The organism is Prevotella jejuni, from assembly GCF_900187995.1.
In the GTDB taxonomy this organism is placed as follows: domain Bacteria; phylum Bacteroidota; class Bacteroidia; order Bacteroidales; family Bacteroidaceae; genus Prevotella; species Prevotella jejuni.
On record NZ_FZNZ01000043.1, the window covers coordinates 1 to 22,100 of the forward strand.

The window sequence follows — 22,100 nt, forward strand, 5'->3', positions numbered from 1 at the left end:
TACTTGCCGTCCTTGGCCAATACACCAGATATTTGTTCTGGAGACCATTGCTCAGTAATAAGAAGGCACTTCGCCTCTTCCATGACATCCTTGTCTACTGAACGATTGCCTGGCTTTCTTCGCCTTGTTTGTACTGCATTTGCTTGGGCAGTTTCCCAATTATAGTGTCTTCTGACTCCGCTATTACGTCTTATTTCACGAGACACTGTACTTGCACTTACATTTATCGCCTTGGCAATATCTTTTTGTTTCGTTCTATTTTGGAGTAGCACAGAAATTGTGTACCTTTGCTCTGAGGTTAATTGTTTGTACATTGCAATGCAAAATTAATTAATCTTTGGGAGACAGAGGTCTCCCTTTCTTATTTTTATGCATTGCTTGTTGATTTTCTTCTCATGGGGGCTTCTCGCCCCCAAACCCCTCGGTGTTTTCAGGTATAGATTATTAAGCTACACCAGCACTTGGGATTGCAGTTCTATGTTGAACTTGCGTATTACTTTCTAGAATATTTAGCAATTCTTTTTTGCTTAAGTTATCAACATGACCATAACTATGAGGCATATATGGACAATTTCGTAAAAATCCTTTACTATTAATTGCGCATTTTTTATACAGACAGGTATTGAATCTTAATGCATCATGATAAAACTTATGGTTACAAATAAATAATTTTTTTGCAACAAAGCCACATGAATTTAAAATATCTAAGCTTTGAGTAAATCGTTCTATAACACATTGCTTATATCTTGAATTTTCATAAGTTGAACCTCCCCACAAAATAACATGTGTTATATTATGATTTTCATCTATAATGTTTGCCAACTTCGTATCGTTTAACACTTCATTAGGAAGAATAATCTCGATAGCCTTAACATCTAAATGCCGGTGTATCGCTTCGAGAATATAATTTAATTCATTTAGTTGAATTCTATAGAAAAATCTAATCTGAATTACACTAGGAGAATTACTTGAAAATTTTCTTAAAGTTTGCTCTATATCATATTCAAATAGTGATGTGAAATCCAATATAAGAGATTCTATTGATTTATTATTATCTAATTGCGTTGTGGGAAGAAAATGAAATTCCTTTTGAGTAGAACCTCAATTCCGCAGCATTATTCTTTGCGATTTACTTTTATATATTGAAGTGACATTTTGGGATTTATCCATTGATTTGGGACTTTTCTGGGGTTCTTGGTTCTTGCATGGGCATAAAATCCCCCACCCAAACCCAATGGGGGATATGATAGCCACAAAGAAATACTGTTTATTCAAGGAATATTTCAGAGTAGTATGTTTTATTTGTATATAGGTTCAGAACGTTCTGCCTTCCCGTTCTCACCCATTTTGCTGGTACGCTGACAAAATGCAGGATAAAGGCTTTCAGTCTGCTTGTCTTTTTCAGCGGCTTGACCTTTTCGCTGATATGACGGACGAGATAGATATAGAAGTTCTTCAGCATGGCAGTAACCATCATGAAAACCATGTTCTCAGCCATAAAGGAAAATGGCAGATGTGACCATCCAAAGTCATTGTTCTGTATGTCGAAGTTCTTTTCACTTGCCCCACGCTCATTATAAAATGTAATGATGTCTTTCTCGGTAGACACCCAGTCATTGGTGAGGATACAGCGGTATGTGTATATTACTCCGAACATATCCGTCTGTTGCTTGCCATCCTTGTCTTTCAAAGGACTACGCTGTACGACAAGCCTGTATGACTTTTCTTCTATTAAGCTGTCCATGCTGATGGATGTGACATCGCATTTCTCATAACCAACTTCAATGCTCTTCCATTCTTTCAACTGGCGGAACTCCTCGCATCGGTTGCCGCAGTTGGCAGCACGAATGTAGAACGTGTTGCAGAGCTGCTCTACGGCTTGGACGATTTCCTTTGAGAACGACCCGCAGTCAGCACGGAAACGCTCTATTACCACACCAAGTTCTGAGGTTACACGGTCCATAATGCGACGGAGCGTGTCCTCCTGATGGAATCTCACATTGGTATTTCCGTCACGGTTCTCACCACCGACTATGATTCCCCCAATGGAAGCCCAACCAGGGAAATAACCAAAGTCCTGCTTGTAAGAATACTTTGCATCGAACTTGTTGGCTGGAACAAACTGGTGGTCAAAGTCTAGGTCAACATGACTGCCCACCTTTATAAGCCCCATTCTCCGTATCATCCGTAAAAGTAAGGTATTCAACTTTTCTGCCGTGTTGAAACTATACGACTTGCCGGAGGCCTCGCTCTTATAGACAGTATTTTCCTCGGCAAGCTCCTTTAGTCCGCGACCCACAGTGTCGGCACCGGGTAATAGGTCTCTGCCTGAACTGCCCTATAAGCGCATTGATGTCCTCAAGGCAATCTCCACCACAAAGGTAGCTGAAGAAGAGAGAGCCGAAAATATTTCCATGGCTGAATGCCTTGCCGCTACTTCCACGTTTGCCCAATACAGATTCGGTAAGTTTTTCAAAGCCCAGCTTTGAGAAAACGTCCATAATATGATAAATTCCTCCGAAAGAAGTGATATTCTCGTTTTTAATTGCTACCTTTGTCATGTCAGATTTTTGCTTACTTATTATGTTTGTAGCACCAAGATAGGTTAAATTTCTGACATATCCAAGTGTTTTGAGAACTTTGTTTCTCAGACACTTGGAGTTTTTACAAGAATTTATGCTGCGGAATTAAGGATATACTCGAAGATATTGTCCACTTCGCAGTTTCGGCATTGCAAATTGTAGAGCTTGCTATTTTTTGTATTTACGCCCCAGTTCTTAATAAAGAAATCACGTAAATAATAGTGGAATTTATCCCAAAATCAAATCTAGGAAGTAGGATTTTTATTACCTTTGCAAAAATATGGAATCAATGCCTCGATAAGACATCTTCCAACAAGCTATTTATAAATATAATATGCAGGAGAAGAAGATGAAAGCCTCAGGGGTTTCCAACGAAATATAATTCTTTTTGTAGGCGACATAGTATTTTAGCGCAAGTGATATCTGCTCCCAAATTTACAAGATGTTTATAGATAAGCTGAAGGAAAGAGTGAATAATTTGTATAGGGATTAGAATCGTATTGTTAAATTATTATCGACCAATTAATATATAATAAGTAACCAAAATAAGTTTGCGTAAAATAAATATACGAGATTTCCGTTCTATTATCAGTTATGGGAAAGCTAAAAATATTAGAATTGAGCGAGGCAGAACATCTCGAACTCGAAAGAGGATTCCGCTTATACGAAAAGCATTGTTTTCGTATGCATTGTAACGTAGCTTTTCTAAAAGTCGGTGGCCTTTCGGCTACGAGAACAAATGCACAAACGAGAATGAGTTTCGTATCCGTGAATATATGGGTAAAGTGGTACAAGGAAGAGGATCTAACCAGTCTGAAAACTAGTCCCGATTGTGAGAGATTTATTGTCTTCAGCACGAGAACTCGTGAGAATAGGTATAAGAAGTTCACTATCACAGAGCGAATGACGGCTGACAAAATATTTTATTTCCTTGATTACTTTCCTTTCTGTATCAGCAAGGACATCTTGTTGTTTCTGATAATGCTACTATGCATCGCAACAGATATAACTGCATATTTATTACTGCAAATATGTCGCTTAATTTTGATTACTTATTTGTAAAAACAGAATTATATGAAATCTGTTTATATTAATATATATAGTTATACATCAGAGAACTCCGATATATATCATATTTAATAAAACATCAAATATGCTAACACGCATACCATTTAAAGTATCAGCACGGACGGCTCGTCTTATAGGTCGAGAGAATGTAGCAACTGCCAAAGGCGCCATTATTGAATTAGTGAAAAATGGATATGATGCCGATAGCCGATTTAGCATTATACTCATCGACAATTTGTATGGAGTATACCACAATCATTTGAATGTGAACGATTACAACCATCTGTTAAAAAATGGAATAACACCCACCTTGCTCGAATCCATATACCTGAAAACGGAAAATGGATATTATGAGCGTACTGATGTGAACATAGAGAAAATTGGCATTTTGAAGAAAGAACTACAGAAGAATACAACTCTTTATATTATTGATGCGGGTGAGGGAATGACTGGCAATATCATTAAAAATTGCTGGATGACTATAGGTACTGATAACAAATCCATGAATTATGTAACCCATGGTGGTCGCGTGAAAGCTGGAGCCAAGGGTATTGGGCGCTTTGCACTAGATAAACTTGGTGAACAATGTGAAATGTATACTTTTTTCAATACCGAGGTTCATAAGGATGTAGATGATGATGGCAATCCATCACATTATAGAGGTTATCATTGGGTAGTCAACTGGAACGAATTTGAAGGCTCTAATAAGACCATTGATAGTATTAGTGCAGAATTAGAGGGTATCTCTGACATATCATTTATGGACTGTCTCAATGACATTCCTCTCACAGATAACCTACAACAACTTGTTGCTGAGCAACCTGTTCATCATGGCACTATTCTAAAAATCAAAAAACTCCGTGATATATGGGACGCAGACGCAACTAAGCGTATCTATGATGACCTGAGCGTACTTGTCCCACCGACTGAGAGCCGCGAGTTTGTCATCAATCTCCAGTCGCTCGGTGAACCATCTAAGTATGGTGAAGTAGAAAGTTCCTTTTGTGATGATTATGACTATAAAATAGAAGCTCATGCTGATGTCAATCAGGAAGTGAGTATCCGCATTTATCGCCAAGAATACAATACAGAGGCACTACCATTATCTTTCTTCAATCGAGAGAATCAGAAGCAATATCCTTATCGTCGTGAAGATTTCCTTCGAGGCTTCTGGGAGACAATGCGAACGTTCCCTCAGCTGATACCAGGATATAGAGACTTCGATACTGACGGTTTTCTCAATCGTATAGGATCATTTGATTTTATATTCTATTATCTTAAGCGATCTGCAACTCGCAATGATGAAACTCGTTTCTTCTATCGCCAGTGTCCTTATAATCTTCGTAAAAGTTGGCTAGACAAATATGGTGGAATTAAACTGTTTCGCGATAGCTTTCGTGTTCGTCCTTATGGCGAGAAAAATGATTCCGCTTTTGACTGGTTAGCCTTAGGTATGCGTAAAAACAATAGCCCTGCGGGTGTTGCTAAAAAGACTGGGGGATATCGAGTTGAAGCCGAGAATATTGCTGGTTCTATCCTTATTTCTCGTGTTACTAATCTTGACTTCGAAGATAAGTCCAGCCGTGAAGGCTTACAGGAGAATAAGACTTTTTCCATCTTTCAACAGCTCATCATTGGCATCATCAAGATTTTTGAAGATGACCGATCTTTAATTGCACGAGAACTGGCTGCTGATGACGAAGATCGCAATGGTGCAACTCGTGATCGTGAACGGGCAGAAGAACTTGCCCAAAAGATAATTGCACAAACACGTCAATCTTCACTTTCTGATGAAAAATTAGGTGATAGCCAATTTATTGATAAGTCCTCCGCAAACTATCAACTCAGACTTCTTGCAAACATCAATGAACAGAAAACGGAAGAAATTAAAATGCTTCGCGAAGAACAACGTATACTCCGTGCCTTGGCAAGTAGTGGATTGATGCTTGCTTCCTTCGCTCACGATCTGAGTAAACTCAATGACTCTCTTGATTATCGTTATGATAAAATCAAGAAACTATTTTGTACGAAAGTCAATGAAGAGGATTTTCCAGAGGAACGTAGAAAAAATCCTTTCTTATTGTTAGAACAAGCCAAGCAGAATGATTTTAAGATGCAGCAATGGCTTAATTTCTCGACAGACATTATAAAGAAGGATAAGCGTCGCAGAAAAGCAGTAAATTTCATTACTTATTTTGAGAAATTGGCAGAAATATGGGCTGGCATCTTTGCGGATAGGGGTATTCGCTTCGAACATTCAAATGTGGATAATAACTCAATGCGAGTGTTCGAAATCGATCTTGATAGTATTTTCTACAATTTGATATCCAATTCTGTAGAAGCATTTATACGTTCTCGTGAGCAACGCGAACGCATTGTTGAGATATCACTTCACACTACAGAGAAGTGTTTTATTTGTACCTATAAAGATAATGGTCCAGGTCTCTCTGCCGATATAGTTGATCCGAACATCATCTTTCAACCTCTGTTTACCACTAAACGTAATGTATCAACAGGTGAAGAAATAGGAACAGGATTAGGTATGTGGCTGGTCAAACTAATTGCAGAGGACAATGATGCACGAGTTATTTTGCTTACACCAGCTATAGGATTTGGACTTCAAATTATATTTCCAATTAAATATAAAGTAAATAATGGATTATAGAGTATTATTTATTGATGAGGAGGATTCCCAGCAAGAGCATTTCGTAGATTATTTCGAATCAGTATATAACGATGTCACTCCTATGTGCATGCTACCCTCTGCTACATTGGAGGAGATGCTGGAAAAAATAAATGACTATTGTCCCGATGCTGTTATAGCAGATTTTCGGCTCAATGAGTATCAAACAGGTGTGAAATACAATGTGCCCTATACCGGTATAGAACTTATCAATGCTATACGTAAGGAACGAGAAGGATTCCCTTGCTTTGTCATCACATCGTTTGAAGACGATGCCGTCAATGATACTGACGATGTCAACTTAGTTTATATTAAGTCTATCCTAAAGTTAGGCGATGAGAGTGCTAAAGTCCCATTTGCGACTCGTGTTATCAATCAAATAGATAAATATAAGGTAAAAATTGCTAATGCCAGACAAGAACTTATGAATCTTATAGCTAAACGTAACAATGGCGAAGCTAATGTTCGGGATGAAGAATATATCATAGAGTTAGATTCCTTCTTAGAGAAATCTTTTGGTGCTCACGATTCGATTCCTACAAACCTGAAACAATTGTCTAATCTCAAGAAACTCAATTCTTTAATTGACAAAGTTGACGCTTTACTTGGAAAATTAGAATAGTATGACACATCTTTTCAGAACTATAGCACCCAAGCGTACTTGTACAAAGAAGTACTCTGATTATCATAAATATAAGGATGCACTTTCGGAAGATTTCAATCATAAATGTGGTTATACAGATTGCTCTGAGAGATGGTTTGGTGGAAAACGCACTTTCCAAATAGATCATCTCAAACCTAAATCAAAACATCCCGGGTTGATTCATGAATATAGTAACCTTGTTTATTGTTGTGCATATGTTAATCGTGCTAAATGGCATGATGATAGTCCAAACTACCTTGATCCTTGCAATGTGGACTTTAATACACATTTCGAACGCGATGACAATGGATTTATTATGCCCAAGACACTGCAAGGGAAGTATATGGTAGAGCACTTACAGCTTGATTTATATCGTTATGCTATCATTTGGAATCTTGATAGACTTTCCGAAAAGATTGATAAATTGAACGAAGTTACAAATCGATCTGGAAAGCTTAAGAGGATACTTTTCCAACTGTATGAAGAATACTACAAATATACAAAGTATCTCGTAGATAAATAATTCAGATAAATAATAATGTATATTGTTGTTCATTTTTTGGCTTAGACATGTCAAGAACGAACACAGAAGTATCTTATGAATAATAATATTTTTAGATATTTAAAAAAGAAAAAACTGACGGATCCCTTTCTAGTGAACAGTTTATTTGTATCAGCTTATGTTCAGGAGAGGAAATGGTCTATTTTATATTGTTCTACTATTAAACGCTTATTATGTTGTGAGCATAGAGATGTCGCAGATTTCATTCATATACTGAAAGAAAATGGATTTAAGTTTTGTCTAGAGGATTTGATGGCACTATTCGAATATGTGATTTCTCCATCAGACAGAATTGTTACTGGTGCTGTATATACTCCAAGTGGTGTTAGAAAACGGATTATCAAAGATTGCTTAAAGCAATGTAGTGGTCTTGCCAATATAAGGGCTGCGGATATTTCATGTGGATGTGGGGGATTCCTTATAGATATAGCCCTGTTCATTCACAAGACAACAAAAAAGAGTTTCGCAAGGATATTTGCTGAGAACATCTATGGCATTGATATTCAGCCTTATTCAGTGGAGAGGACAAAGATATTATTGTCTCTATTAGCTTTGGAAAATAATGAAGATGATGATTTCGAATTTAATATTCTAAAAGCAGATACGCTTGATTTCCATTCAAAACAATGGAATCAACAATATTCTCAGTTTGATGTGATTGTGGGAAATCCCCCTTATATCTGTTCAAGAAATCTTAGTGACGAGACAAGAGAGAAAATATTACGTTATGAAGTATGCCAAAGTGGACATCCAGACTTATATATTCCATTCTTTCAGATAGCTTTTGAGATGTTGAAAAAGCATGGCGTATTAGGCTATATCACTATGAACTCTTTCTTGAGATCTGTGAATGGTCGGGCAGTGAGGCGCTATTTCTCAGAGAATAGCATGAATATCAAAATTATCGATTTTCGAGGATTTCAAATATTTAAATCTAAGAGTACTTATACTTGTCTTTTTTATCTGAAGAATGGAATAAAGAGACGATATGTGCAATATATGATAAATGAGAAAGGTAATCTTTTTCAGAAGCCTCAATTTGACAAGGTGGCATACGATGACCTGGATGATATGAAAGGTTGGAGTCTAAATGACTATAATAACATGCTTCCGTTGGAGCAGATAGGCACACCTATAGGTAAATACTGTGAATTGCGTCATGGGATTGCAACTTTGAACAATAGTGTCTATATCTTTAAGCCCATAGAAACTTATGCAGACAGATACGTGATGATGAAAGAGGGGCGACTGTATGAGATAGAAGCAGAAATTTGTAGGGATGTGGTTAATCCCAACAAGCTTAATTCTGAAGTAAGTTTTGATGATATCATTGAAAAGGTTATTTATCCTTATCAATTAGAGGCGGATGGTCATGTCAAAGTGATTAATGAGGAGATTATTAAAACCCGAACTCCTTTGGCTTATGCCTATCTCATAAAGAATCGAGCTCTATTGGCTACTCGGGATAAAGGTAAGACCAATAAGTATCCTGCATGGTATGCTTTTGGTAGAACTCAATCTTTGAAGATGCCAAGATATAAATTGTTCTTTCCGAAGTTTGCTAATAAGCCCATTCATTGTGTTTTAAAGGATGATGAGAATATGCTCCTTTATAACGGTATCGCTTTCGTTTCGGATAATGAGAGACAGTTGCAGATAGTTAAATGCATTATGGAATCAAACATCTTTTGGACGTATATCAAAAAGAATAGCAAACCGTATGCATCAGGTTATTATTCTCTGTCTGGGGTATATATCAAAAATTTCGGGGTTCCAAATTTTACTAGTATGGAGTCAAATCGTCTGATTGCAATGAAAGATAAAGATGAGATAGAAAATATGCTACTCAAGCATTATAACATGTAAATTTGTAAAAATACATGGAATACCTTAATTCCGCAGCATAAATTCTTGTAAGAACTCCAAGTGTCTGAGAAACAAAGTTCTCAAAACACTTGGATATGTCAGAAATTTCACCTATCTTGGTGCTACAAACATAATAAGTAAGCAAAAATCTGACATGACAAAGGTAGCAATTAAAAACGAGAATATCACTTCTTTCGGAGGAATTTATCACATTATGGACGTTTTCTCAAAGTTGGGCTTTGAAAAACTTACCGAATCTGTATTGGACAAACGTGGAAGTAGCGGCAAGGCATTCAGCCATGGAAGTATTTTCGGCTCTCTCTTCTTCAGCTACCTTTGTGGTGGAGATTGCCTTGAGGACATCAATGCGCTTATAGGGCAGTTCAGGCAGAGACCTAATACGCTATTACCCGGTGCCGACACTGTGGGTCGCGGACTAAAGGAGCTTGCCGAGGAAAATACTGTCTATAAGAGCGAGACCTCCGGCAAGTCGTATAGTTTCAACACGGCAGAAAAGTTGAATACCTTACTTTTACGGATGATACGGAGAATGGGGCTTATAAAGGCGGGCAGTCATGTTGACCTAGACTTTGACCACCAGTTTGTTCCTGCCCGCAAGTTCGATGCAAAGTATTCTTACAAGCAGGACTTTGGTTATTTCCCTGGTTGGGCTTCCATTGGAGGTATCATAGTTGGAGGTGAGAATCGTGACGGAAACACCAATGTGAGATACCATCAGGAGGACACGCTCCGTCGCATTATGGACCGTGTAACCTCAGAACTTGGTGTGGTAATAGAGCGTTTCCGTGCCGACTGCGGGTCGTTCTCAAAGGAAATCATACAAACCGTAGAGCAGCGCTGCAACACGTTCTACATTCGTGCTGCCAACTGCGGCAGTCGATGCGAGGAGTTTCGTCAGTTGAAAGAATGGAAGAGCATTGAAGTTGGTTATGAGAAATGCGATGTCACATCCATCAGCATGGACAGCTTGATAGAAGGAAAGTCATACAGACTTGTCGTACAGCGTAGTCCTTTGAAAGACAAGGATGGCAAGCAACAGACGGATATGTTCGGAGTAATATACACATACCGCTGTATCCTCACCAATGACTGGGTGTCTACCGAGAAAGACATCATTACATTTTATAATGAGCGTGGGGCAAGTGAAAAGAACTTCGACATACAGAACAATGACTTTGGATGGTCACATCTGCCATTTTCCTTTATGGCTGAGAACATGGTTTTCATGATGGTTACTGCCATGCTGAAGAACTTCTATCTCGTTCGTCATATCAGCGAAAAGGTCAAGCCGCTGAAAAAGACAGGCAGACTGAAAGCCTTTATCCTGCATTTTGTCAGCGTACCAGCAAAATGGGTGAGAACGGGAAGGCGGAACGTTCTGAACCTATATACAAATAAAACATACTACTCTGAAGTATTCCTTGAATAAACAGTATTTCTTTGTGGATATCATATCCCCCATTGGGTTTGGGTGGGGGATTTTATGCCTATGCAAGAACCAAGATCCCCAGAAAAGTCCCAAATCAATGGATAAATACCAAAATGTCACGTCAATATATAAAAGTAGATCGCAAAGAATAATGCTGCGGAATTGAGGTTTTAATGAAATTAGAGAGTATTCCTATTGGTTGGTTATTCTATTTTTCGATAATTTTACCGTCATCCCTAATTATATAAGTTTTAACTTTCTGAGAAGAATCTATAAATGTAGTTTTAACCTTAATAGAAAAGTTTTTGTCAATTCTAAAGGATGTAATCTCCTTAGACTCATCACTATCTGGTTCAAACCAAATTCCTTCAACATAGAGGTTTGATATGATGGTATTATTCTTGATAGATAGTAAATAAAATCGATAGTCAAAATCCCCACAATCCATTGGAACCAAAATCAAATATATATCGCCTTTATTGGGCAACGGTAGGTACCTGAGTTTGTTCCCTGTATCACAAAGAATTTCAGAAACACCTTTCAGGTACTTACTTTCTATCAAATTGTATTTTACTGTCTTTATGTCAATACGCTTATCGTATGGCAATGTTTCGTTACTCTTTGCCAAGAGACTCTTATTCGTAATTGCCCTAAGGGATTTATTGTGCATATCCTCCGTATTGGAATAAAATCCACTTTGGGGATTCTTATAATGTAAGACAAATTCTCTTTTATATATCAAGAACAGATCTTTCCCATTACAAGGTATTGTTTGCCATAAAGTATAATCCTCCCAATCAAAAGCACCATTCTCTTCATCCAAATATCTTTCTATTTGTAAATATGGTATTGAATCTTTAATATTTAATGAAAACTCTTTATTGGCTTTAATGAAATAGTTATGTAAATCTTTTATGTAATATCGGGTATCATACATAAAATAGGATTTGGGTATCTCTTTATGTTGGCTAAAAAGAATCTTTTGTTTTCCATTAATAATAAGCGTGTCCTTGTTTGTCTCTACTTTTGGAGGAACTGAGAGTCTCGTTAATAAGGAGGAAGCTGCTTGTGAGTCTGAATTATATATATTATCTAATGATATAAATTGCCAGTTAATACGTTCTCCTACACAAGAAGACTTCACTTCTTGTTCTGAATAAATTTCTCTTTGCTCAGATACATACACTTTCTTTGAAGGCGCTTTACATGCACATAGAGCTGATAAAAGTAAAATAATAATACACCTCATATCTAATTGTTTATGTAGTTGCTGTTGTTAAAGATGTCAACTTCTTTAAGTCTTCTGTTTCTTAAACTTTTTTCTGATGCCGTTCCTCTATTGATGATGTCCTTGAACTCCTCTGCTGCTGCTTGGTATTCTTTGTTCTCCAAGTGTGTGAACAACTTGGGTGCTTTAAGATCTACTCCAGCATTATACAACAAGCTAACCAATGCATCAAATTCACATTGGAATAAAGGGACTTTCACTCGCTTTCTTAACCCCTCTTCTGTTACATTAAGGTCAGATATGAATAAATCGTTTGCCTCTTGCTTAGTTATACCATTTCTATATTTCTTTGGCATAGAATTGTTTTTAACAAGTTCTTCAACACTTCTCGAACTAATAAGATGCCCATATCCAATTGTTGCATGGTTCTCAGAATCATTATATGGTAATAATTTACATGATTCAAATGCTGTAATAAACGAGATACCCAAGGATGAGGTTTTAAGTTTATTAGAGTCGATTCTTTCTTCTTTATCTTTAGTTCCCTTAGTATCTCTAATATATATACCAAGACAATTGCACATATCCTTCAGCCCTATTCCTTTTGCTATAGCAATCATGGATTTTTCGTTTTTTGAAAATTTTTTAGTAAAAAATTCATCCGCTAGATATTTTGTTTCAAATTCTCTTACATCGTAATGTACCCATGTTTTAGCTCCAATTTTTGTAGATTCCAAATTAAAAATATTAATCTGTCCTGGTTTCCAATCCCATTTTGCCCCTAAATACTTGTTAAATATACATTGTCTGATAGTTTCCATATCCTTAATGTTGCGAGTGCGTTGTCCGTTTTTATTAAAATGCAAATCAAGCGCTTTACCCATATGGTTCGTTGTTGTTTTTTTTTAAGTATTCCGGATGATGTCGACATCGATATCCAGAATTAATTTTGTTTAATGTAAACCTTCCATCTTTTTTCAAATAAAATAAGACAGTTTTTAATGCCCATAACAAACTTCTATGAATGCCAGGATACTCATATTTATGATAGGCTTCAACCTTTTTCCCTAAATATAATCCTTTATTTTTTCCATCACCATAGCCGCTACAGATTTTACATTTGCATTTTGTTTCTTCAAAGTTAAATATATATTCTGCAGCAAATCTATCAATCGCCTTAAGCAGACTTCCACAGATTTTACCTGTTGGAGGTACTCCCATATAGTCTCTTTGAAACTGCATAATAGAATTTTTAGTACGTTGGGTAAATTCTTCTGTCGGTACGTTTCCTCCAAATCCTGCCAAACGGATATTAATCTCTTGTATTAATTTGCTGCAATTATATTGTTTATAATTGTGCTGAGTTATACAATACTTTCCTCCACAGTCATTATTATTTACTTCCTGCACCATTGTTTTACTCTGTCCCACCTCTATATCTTGTTTCGGCATTGACAACAGGAGTATTCCTTTGTCTTTACCCATTTGAAAGAATTTGGTTGTATTCCTTTCAGTGTAGCCTCTGCCGTTAGGTATAATAACCGCCGTCTCTTTAGCACCACCTTCTAATACAAAGATATCAAAGGTCTCCGATTGTTTTTCCTTCAACCAACTGGTATCGGTTTTAATTTTCAAGACAGTAATCCCTTTGGCATCCGTTTCTCCTGACACCATATATACACCGCCTTTGGTACTTGTTTCTTCCTCTGTCACCGTACCATGCTTATATATAAATAGTGCAATATCGCTGTCATCAAGTCCACGGGTGGTTACCCTTGCATAAATCGTCTGTCCACTTTCCACAAATCCCTTAACTGCTTCCTTGCAATCCTTGTCACGATAGAAAGCAATACTTGTAATATCCTCCTTATCAGTATATTCTATTGGTGTCTTTTTTGACAATTTAAGATCCTTAACCCATTCTTTAGAAAAGAGTTCCATATAGATTGGCGTCTTTTCTATCGGCACTTTCTTTATCTCTTCTACCTGACTGTTTGTCAGTGAAAGTTCTATCTTTGCCATATCATCTTGTCCTATACGAAGTGGTGCAAAATCGGTAAGATATTTTTTCCTATACTTACTTTCTGATATCTACTTTATAAGTTATATAGGCACACCTTATTGACATACATTTTGTAAAGCGCGTCTGATCCTACTCTTATGTATATATCCTACTGTCCCATCTTTAACTTGTACTTTCCACCAGTTTCCATTATTGTCCAAGATAGTTATCATTTCATTGGTGGGAACATGTTTAAGAACTTTTGATGACAACATACCTTTCTCACGTAGATTGGTATACCCATCGGGGTTGTCAACAAAATAAATATCATTGGGATTGATATCATTTTTCATTACTAAAACAATGTCTACTAATTCTTTTAATCGCATGACTCCATAATAATCTTGTTTTTTAAGACGGTCTACTAAATGCTTATCTTCAGACATGAAATTACTTAAATGCTGGTATGATTTTTCGTCTTCAATCCCTATTATTGCATCTTTATGATTCCTATCATACTCAATTAGGCATTTTAATAAATGTACCAAGCATTTATCTTTCACATCCTGCGGATAGTTTAGTTGCTTGAATTGTTTAAAATAGGCATAAACTAAATCATCAAATGGGGCCATGGTTTCTTGTGTTTTATTACAAGACAAGTATATCTCATTTATGAGATTACGGCGAAAGCCTCTTTTCCTGTTATTATAGAACAATACTTTTTCAGTATTATCCCTATAAACAGAATAATCAGTTATCTTCTTTGAGAAATCAATACTTCTTGCGGTGAGTATCTTATTTCTTTCATAATCATGATTAAAGACAACATCTATCGCATATTCTGGATTTCTTATAAAAAAGGAGAGGGTTGTTATGTTATCATTGAATAACAACTTATTATATGCTAGGAATTTATCGGCAATACCATTTTCTTTATCATAGAGCATTTTCCTTGCATCTTCTTTGGTTGGTTCTCCCTCTATTTCCGGTTGATAAAAAAGATTCTCAGCTTCTGTATACAAGAACCGCCCCCATTCATTGATTGTATACTCTGTGTATCCTCCTATGCTGAGAACATAATCTTGTGGCTCTTTATGGAGAGAGAGTCCCCAATATTCCATACATCTATTTTGGAAATCCTGATATGAAAGGGGGGTATAACCATTATCCTCTCCATACCTTGACAAAATGGAAGTCTGCATTAATTCTTGTTTATCCATCATTTTGCTATTTACATAAATACTATCTTTTGACACATAACTACTTTTACTCTGACCTTGACAGGAAAGTAAAAGTATATGGGAAAGACAAAATAATATATATCTGTTCATTTTCATTGCTTTTTACTTCTTGCACTCCTTTTTCTATCTTTTTTGTCTCTTTATTTTCAAAGTCCATTTTGATGTGATAATTATAACGTTTCATATAGTTATCTCAAATCGCTTCAGAACAGCCATATTTCTTTAGGATTTCATCAGAATGGAAGTTGTCCTTCATTGCAAGGAAAGAAGTCTTTTCCAAGTTTTCAAAAGGATTGATAGGAACTTCTGCGAATCTGGTTCTTTCATGATTTTGTCATCAAGTCTTCGTGAAAACCAAAAAGAGAAAACCTCAACAACTTCTTGAAGTCTCCTCTGTCGGCTGAAAGACAGTCTTGCTCTGGGAAAGAAGAGGAAGAATTGCAGTCTGTTGTCTTTGAAAGCAAATGTAGAAAAATGGAATCTAAAGTCAAAGGAATACAGATTAAAAGACTTACAGATTATGGATATTTAACGGTTCTTTCCTGTCTGCTGGCTTTCATCATTCAGACTGTCTTGCAATCTCATTCATATTACCTCGCAAAGTGACTCATTTTACCGCGTGATTAGAGTCACTTTACAAGGTGATATGAGGCATATTGCAAGGCTATAAGAAGAAATTCGTTATCTGTTTGATACTCATGGTTTTATTAACAGTGATAGACTGATGCGCGTTTGGCGAAGTCAAGATGTAGAGAACGGAGTATCAATGAAGATTATCAAGAATCTATTTTATTTTTCTACATTCTATTTTTACATTTTCCTTGCCTTTAGAATTGCTGATATAAGGACTTTCCAAATAGTATTTTCCTTTCTTGTGATATAAATTCACTGTGGGTGAAACGCTTCTGTCAATATTGGGCATCGGTGTGTCTTCCGAGAGCGATTTGACAAAATCAAGGGAGAGTTTGTCTTCCGTTTCGTTTTTTACACTGCATTGGATTTCAAAGGCAATCATTTGCCCATTACCGCTGAATACACACCGGTCAGCCGCAATGCTCAATGTGTACTCTATGAAAGGCGAGGGAACAACGGTGGTATCTGAAATGAAATATTCATAGTCACCGAACCATTTGGGATTTTGGACGGCTACGATAGGTGTGGGGCTTTCTTCGGTTTCTTGATCATCACACTTTTCCTTTATTTCTTTGAAATATCCTTTTTTGTTGGTAAAGTAATTGTGGTATACTTCGCCATCTTCCATATACTTATATGTCCATAAAGCTTTATTCTGGTCAATTATCTTACATCTGAAGGGTATGAAAATGTTATTGACAAAAGATATGATGAACTCATTATCTTCTAAATGTACTGTGTCTATGGGATAATGTGCGTCTTCCATATCATACTGCACAAAGAGTTCTTTTTTTATTGTATCGACATATATTTTATGTGCTACATCAAAGCAAGCATGGTATATTACGGTATCCCCATGGTCTGTAATTGTCAATTGCTCCCAATTTCCAACAAAGGAATGGTTGTTGCTGTCTTTTATGTCATACCATTTTTGTGCATTGCTGCATGAGTAGAAGAATAAAAGGAAAAATAAGACATTTAATAATTTCATAATTAATTCCTCCTAATTTGTGTTACTACATATTTTTTTGTTGTACTATATTTTGTTGTACCTCGTAAAGAGTAGTCAACTTGATTGAGAGTTAAAATATTTTCATCACTTCTTCCTTTTATTTCACTACCTGTACCTGGATCATAGAACAAATATTGTATAATTCCACTTTTACATAAACGGCCAATGATAAGAATGAAATGGTCTGTTGTTCCTTCATTCAAAACTGTTTTCTTTTTAGGATTATATTTATATTGATAATGATGATCTACTCCTGCTAATACAGGATTTCCGATTTCAAGCTGTTTATCTAAATACTTAATGGCATTTTTAGCTACATTTAAATCTATTTTCAAATATACATTTTGATCATTGCTGTTCGCATTTTGTTTCTCTTTTGCAATTTGAAACAATCCAGCCTTTCCACCTGCCTCATTGCCTAATCCTGCATTTGATAGCATTTTTTTACAAGCGCGCCAACAGGCAGCATTCTGCTTGTTTTTATCTCCAAAAATTGGACTAAATTGTGTCTGAAAAGCAACTTTTGAGCGTAAATCAATATGTTGTTTTTTACAATATGGACATAATGTGTCGTTATTGTCGATATTTTTTCGGACACAATTATTAAATTGCATTTCTTTCCATTTTACACCTTCTTTATAAGACTGGTGGATTACCTCTTCAATTTCCCAAATGTAAGTTTTGCCATTTTTTTTAGCTTTAGGCTTTCCTTTATCGTCTTTCTCGTCTTTTTCCTTAAAAAATACAGGATTATTTATGTACGCTCTATTTTTGAGAACAATATAGTTTTTCTCTTTCCCATGTCCACAAGCAGTTGGATAAAGAACTGCTAAATATAAATCTGTTAGCGTGTTTAATTTTCCGTTGAATTCTTTCAAACTGAAATATTTTTCTACATAATTCAACTGATTTATAGCAGACATTATTTTGAGTGCAGAAGTTGTTGTTCCAAGGCGACTAGCTGCAGCATTGCCAAATTGGATCAAGCCTGTATAACCAAAAGAGTTCTGCTTAGAAGGATTAAATGTCTTTTGTGTTTCTAAAGCCATAACAGCCATAAGCCAATTAGCACCTTCATACTTTTCCTGTGGCAATCCTATATTTTTTGCAATCTGTACTACCTTTTTTCGAAATGCACAATCAACCTTTCGTCCCCAAATTAAATCATATTTTTTACAAATGCAATTATTTTTCTCTTCCTTCACGTCCTGCACCATTGTCTTGCTCTGTCCCACCTCTACATCTTGTTTCGGCATTGACAGCAGGAGTATTCCTTTGTCCTTGCTCATTTGGAATAGTTTTGTAGTATTTTTTTCGATGTAGTTCCTACCATTTTTCATAATGATAATATGTTCTTTAGAAACTCCTTCCAAAACAAAGATATCAAAGGTTTCCGATTGCTTGCCCAACAGTCAAGTTGTGTCGGTTTTGATTTCCAAGATAGCAATCCCATGGGAATTCGTGTCCCCTGAAACTAAATATACGCCGCCATAAAGGTTTGCACCTTCTTCTTTCTCCATGTCATGTCTGCATACCAATAGAGTAATGTAGCTATCGTCAAGTCCGCGAGTAGTTACCCTTGCATAAATCGTCTGTCCGCTTTCCACAAATCCCTTGATTGCTTCTTTGCAATCCTTGTCACGATAGAAAGCAATACTTGTAATATCCTCCTTATCAGTATATTCTATTGGTGTCTTTTTTGACAATTTAAGATCCTTAACCCATTCTTTAGAAATGAGTTCCATATAGATTAGCGTCTTTTCTATCGGCACTTTCTTTATCTCTTCTACTTGGCTGCTTGTCAATGAAAGTTCTATCTTTGCCATACCATCCTGTTCTATACGAAGTGGTGCAAAATTGGTAAGATATTGCTTTCCATTCAAACTTTTATAATAGAACCGTGCTTCGACGGGAATATCTCCTGTTCCTTCAAATTTTGTATGAGCATAAACAACGTGTCGCCTTCCCATATAACGCGTCTTTTTTTCGTTTGCATCTTTCCACTCTAAAGAAACAAACTTGGGTTCAGATACCGTGAGGGTGACATAGCCGCCACCTCTCTTGCTACCGCGATTCTGCACATAGGCAAACACTTTATACTCCCCCTCCTCGGTAAAAAAGGAACGCAAAGGTGGTTCTAACAACCCTACCAATATATCTTTTCCGTTGTGGGTTACATCCCATTTCACCGGTGTAGATGGGTCGGCATCTCGTGTTAGTGTATGAACAAAGAGAAGTTTTTCATTGCCATGAACCTTCAATGAAACATTTACAGTGCCGTTCACACGTACACTGTTAACAAATGTATTCTTAGAATATTGTGTTAAAGGGGTGTCACTTTTCTTCTGTTCTTTCTTTTGCACGGTTTTGATATCCTCTTTTTTAAATAGGGGATTGGAATAAACAACCGTTCCTGCTTCTCGCATAGAAAGAGGAGGGGTTATCATAACCTGCTGTCCAGAAGTTTTGAATGTGATTTTCCCTCCACATACACAGGTTCCCTCACTTTTCATGGTGAGTGGACAAAGGGACTTCCCGATAAGAATCTTATCGTAAAACTGATTCCATTGAATAACTGCCATACAAGGAGAATTGTTTCTTGCCTTGCAGTTTCCAAAATTTAGAGAACGAGTATCCTTATCACCATTGGTTGCTATCAGTTTTGCTGCACCATTACAATAGTATTTTTGCTGGCTTACAACGCTGAGTGAAGCTGGCTTGCTACCATTAGTACATGTACAAAGAGCCTGATTTCCAATAATTTCAAAGCTCTCGCCAATTAGTTCTCTGTTTCGATCCTTTTTCTCTTGACTATTCCTATCCATATACTCACTGGAATTTTAGTTCTATTTCTATCGTCTTGACAGACTTCCCTTGTATCTTCATTATATACAAACTTCTGATACTTTCAGGTAATCTGGACAAATCGTCACCTTTCCATTCTGTATGCTGTTCCAAACAAATGGGGAGTCTTTCTTCTATTTCATAATTAACCCATAGTTCTTTTGCTTGCATATCATTTGGCTCCATGTTTGCTGTACCATCGATGACAAGTATCTGTTTGTCATTTCTTTTTTCTAAAAAACAATCCTGCCTAAATATGATGGTTGTATCAAAAAGATATTCAACCCATTCTCTTGTTCCGTGATTATCTATAAAATCAATATTGAAAATATCAGACATCAACCATTCCGAGAAAATAAAATGATGGCAGAGAGAAAGATATAAATTATCTTTATCGTAGATACGTTTGGTCACCGCTTGCAGTTGCTTCTCTACCCATTCTCCTGAATATTTAGATTGTATCACAGGAAGCAAGTCTTCCCACTTCCTGCAAATTTCATCATGCTCCAACAAGTTCTTGCAGACTCTGTGCCCATCCAACTGGAGGCTGAGAGGGTTCAATGCTTCTTGTGCTTCTTCGGCAAACCTTTCAAAGTTTGATTTTTCCTGCTCATCCTCATTATTGATAAATTGGCACTTCACTTTAGATGAATTGCCCAACAAACCGCTTTCTTCTTCGAAAGCAATTGTACAAGCTGTTTCACATATTCCATCAACCATGGATTCTTTTCTTATTCCATGAATGGTGTATGAATCTGTTAAATTTACGCAGGGAATATGCATCATTAGAAAAGGTTGACTTTGTCAGAACTCTTGATATTTACTTTCTTTGGTGAAGACAAATCCATATCTTCTACCGTACTGTCTAAGTTAACTTTTTCCGCAGTTTCGGAAATCGTAGATGCTTGTACATTATGATTGTTGCTGACTTGGACATTGGAATCACTCGCTGACAGTGTATAACTTTCCGATGCCGTTTCTGTCAAAGAACGACCGGCTTGAATGGTTGTATCTTCTCCGGAAATACTACTAATACTCTCTTCTGCATTCATATTAATAGATTCTTGTGCAAGGATGTTAGCATTCTTGCAGTTCACGGTAAAAGTCTCTCCTGCATTGATGGTTATATTTCGCTTTGCATTGATGATGATGTCATCTCCTATAGAGTCAATATGAATGGAATTGCCCTTTATGTCTTTGATGGTTATTCCAAGTGACGATAGTGAATCGTTCAACTATATAGTATGCCCACTGCGAGTTGTGAGACTCTTCATGTGATTTCCTTCGAGACCGCCACCACCTGTCGTACCATTAAACAGGCTACCCATAACGTAAGGGCGGGCGGGGTCACCATGGCGGAAGCCGAGGAGGACTTGGTCGCCTACCTCTGGGATGAAAACAAAGCCACGGTTGCTCTTTACGTCTTTGCTGCCACCACCATCTGGTCAAACATAATTGTCAGTAAAAATAAAGGAACTAAGCCTAATATTTTTTTCATATCTTTATTTCTTTGAATAATGTACTGCAAAAGTATAAAAATAACATCGAACCGGATTGTGCCCTATCAAATGGAATTTTTAAAGAAATGCATTTTAATGGTTCCTGCTAATTTCTTATTCTCATTTTCTTTATATTTTTCTCCTCTTTCATTTAACCCGAATCGGTCAATATACCACGATATGTATAATTCTTATTACTATGGTATTGTTTCCTAACATCTTATATTTTCTTATCGGCACCTTGTCTGTCTTTGTAACTTGACGTAGCCCACTACACCTGCATTCCAAAGCCAAACAATCTGCTCGATAATAAAACAAAATATGTCTAGGATCTAATGAGCGATTTGGGTTTAATGCTTTCTCATTCTTAATAGATGAATGGATAGCTTCTAATGCTCGAATAGAAATCTCAGAAGCCAGACTGTACGATATTACTCATCACGCATCTTCTCCATCTCGATATCTACATCCATGCGATAGCGGCGATAATGCTTCCCGGCAATATCCTCAAAGCCTGGAAGATTAAAGTACTTGTTACGTTTGAGATAATCACGGAGGTTCTCGTCATAGTATAAGCCGTGGCCGAATCCGTTTATATCAATGGAAGTACCGATGCCCTTGTCGAACAGAAGACCATAATAATAGCCCACGTAAGCACCAATTCTATACCTCTCCTCTTTCGTAAGGCCGTCGAACTCGGGATAATTCCTTAAATCCAGCAAGGTAGATGCATACTGATCCAGCATAAGGAAATACTCATTCTCCTCATTTACGTGCTTCAACATAT

At 36.7% G+C, this 22,100-nt stretch carries 17 protein-coding genes and 2 pseudogenes; 5 read left to right on the top strand and 14 right to left on the bottom strand.

All coding sequences use genetic code 11. The features are described from left to right. From CHB62_RS12770 to CHB62_RS12785, 3 genes and pseudogenes are all read right to left on the bottom strand, one after another. On the bottom strand, nucleotides 1–314 hold a 314-nt coding region (locus CHB62_RS12770; RefSeq protein WP_141240402.1), incomplete at its 3' end, for a helix-turn-helix domain-containing protein. A gap of 130 nt (nucleotides 315–444) precedes the next feature. Further along, nucleotides 445–1,026: a hypothetical protein gene (locus tag CHB62_RS12775; protein WP_089367144.1), complete on the bottom strand. Its 582-nt coding sequence runs from the start codon at nucleotides 1,024–1,026 to the stop codon at nucleotides 445–447. A gap of 241 nt (nucleotides 1,027–1,267) precedes the next feature. Further along, nucleotides 1,268–2,561: pseudogene (locus CHB62_RS12785) on the bottom strand (IS1380 family transposase). 1,174 nt (nucleotides 2,562–3,735) lie between these two features. Between CHB62_RS12785 and CHB62_RS12800 the strand changes: the two are divergent. The 5 genes from CHB62_RS12800 (at nucleotide 3,736) to CHB62_RS12825 (ending at nucleotide 10,854) form a co-directional block, all read left to right on the top strand. Then, nucleotides 3,736–6,315 (top strand): ATP-binding protein, encoded by a 2,580-nt coding sequence (locus CHB62_RS12800; protein WP_089367146.1) that lies wholly within the window; start codon nucleotides 3,736–3,738, stop codon nucleotides 6,313–6,315. Next, nucleotides 6,305–6,955, top strand: a complete 651-nt coding sequence (locus tag CHB62_RS12805) for a response regulator (protein WP_089367147.1) — start codon at nucleotides 6,305–6,307, stop codon at nucleotides 6,953–6,955. The genes CHB62_RS12800 and CHB62_RS12805 overlap by 11 nt, the downstream gene beginning before the upstream one ends. 1 nt (nucleotide 6,956) lies before the next feature. After that, a complete protein-coding gene (locus tag CHB62_RS12810) occupies nucleotides 6,957–7,499 on the top strand; it encodes an HNH endonuclease signature motif containing protein (RefSeq protein WP_004365065.1) in 543 nt (180 codons plus the stop codon). Nucleotides 7,500–7,574: 75 nt separating this feature from the next. Next, nucleotides 7,575–9,404: an HsdM family class I SAM-dependent methyltransferase gene (locus tag CHB62_RS12815; protein ID WP_089367148.1), complete on the top strand. Its 1,830-nt coding sequence runs from the start codon at nucleotides 7,575–7,577 to the stop codon at nucleotides 9,402–9,404. A gap of 154 nt (nucleotides 9,405–9,558) precedes the next feature. Then, on the top strand, nucleotides 9,559–10,854 hold the full coding sequence (locus tag CHB62_RS12825) for an IS1380 family transposase (protein ID WP_089367150.1): 1,296 nt from the start codon (nucleotides 9,559–9,561) through the stop codon (nucleotides 10,852–10,854). Between the two features lie 208 nt (nucleotides 10,855–11,062). Here the strand turns inward: CHB62_RS12825 and CHB62_RS12830 are convergent, their stop codons facing one another. The 11 genes and pseudogenes from CHB62_RS12830 to CHB62_RS12880 all read right to left on the bottom strand — a co-directional run. Next, complete coding sequence (locus tag CHB62_RS12830; RefSeq protein WP_089367151.1) at nucleotides 11,063–12,103, bottom strand: hypothetical protein; 1,041 nt, start codon at nucleotides 12,101–12,103, stop codon at nucleotides 11,063–11,065. A gap of 2 nt (nucleotides 12,104–12,105) precedes the next feature. Next, complete coding sequence (locus tag CHB62_RS15325) at nucleotides 12,106–12,903, bottom strand: lysozyme (RefSeq protein ID WP_240616202.1); 798 nt, start codon at nucleotides 12,901–12,903, stop codon at nucleotides 12,106–12,108. A 55-nt stretch (nucleotides 12,904–12,958) separates the two neighbouring features. Next, nucleotides 12,959–14,104 (bottom strand): hypothetical protein, encoded by a 1,146-nt coding sequence (locus tag CHB62_RS15330; RefSeq protein ID WP_240616201.1) that lies wholly within the window; start codon nucleotides 14,102–14,104, stop codon nucleotides 12,959–12,961. Nucleotides 14,105–14,200: 96 nt separating this feature from the next. Next, complete coding sequence (locus CHB62_RS12845; RefSeq protein ID WP_089367152.1) at nucleotides 14,201–15,421, bottom strand: SH3 domain-containing protein; 1,221 nt, start codon at nucleotides 15,419–15,421, stop codon at nucleotides 14,201–14,203. A gap of 688 nt (nucleotides 15,422–16,109) precedes the next feature. Beyond that, a complete protein-coding gene (locus tag CHB62_RS12855; protein ID WP_089367153.1) occupies nucleotides 16,110–16,949 on the bottom strand; it encodes a DUF5991 domain-containing protein in 840 nt (279 codons plus the stop codon). A gap of 2 nt (nucleotides 16,950–16,951) precedes the next feature. Continuing rightward, a complete protein-coding gene (locus tag CHB62_RS14960; protein WP_176414875.1) occupies nucleotides 16,952–18,379 on the bottom strand; it encodes a hypothetical protein in 1,428 nt (475 codons plus the stop codon). A 3-nt stretch (nucleotides 18,380–18,382) separates the two neighbouring features. Next, on the bottom strand, nucleotides 18,383–19,795 hold the full coding sequence (locus CHB62_RS15335) for a DUF4280 domain-containing protein (protein WP_240616200.1): 1,413 nt from the start codon (nucleotides 19,793–19,795) through the stop codon (nucleotides 18,383–18,385). A 4-nt stretch (nucleotides 19,796–19,799) separates the two neighbouring features. Beyond that, on the bottom strand, nucleotides 19,800–20,534 hold the full coding sequence (locus CHB62_RS12870) for a hypothetical protein (RefSeq protein WP_240616199.1): 735 nt from the start codon (nucleotides 20,532–20,534) through the stop codon (nucleotides 19,800–19,802). A 65-nt stretch (nucleotides 20,535–20,599) separates the two neighbouring features. Further along, complete coding sequence (locus CHB62_RS12875) at nucleotides 20,600–21,049, bottom strand: phage baseplate protein (protein WP_206073746.1); 450 nt, start codon at nucleotides 21,047–21,049, stop codon at nucleotides 20,600–20,602. Then, nucleotides 21,050–21,208: a phage baseplate assembly protein V gene (locus CHB62_RS15340; RefSeq protein ID WP_240616261.1), complete on the bottom strand. Its 159-nt coding sequence runs from the start codon at nucleotides 21,206–21,208 to the stop codon at nucleotides 21,050–21,052. Between the two features lie 536 nt (nucleotides 21,209–21,744). Next, nucleotides 21,745–22,100, bottom strand: a pseudogene (locus CHB62_RS12880) (hypothetical protein); the annotation flags it as partial.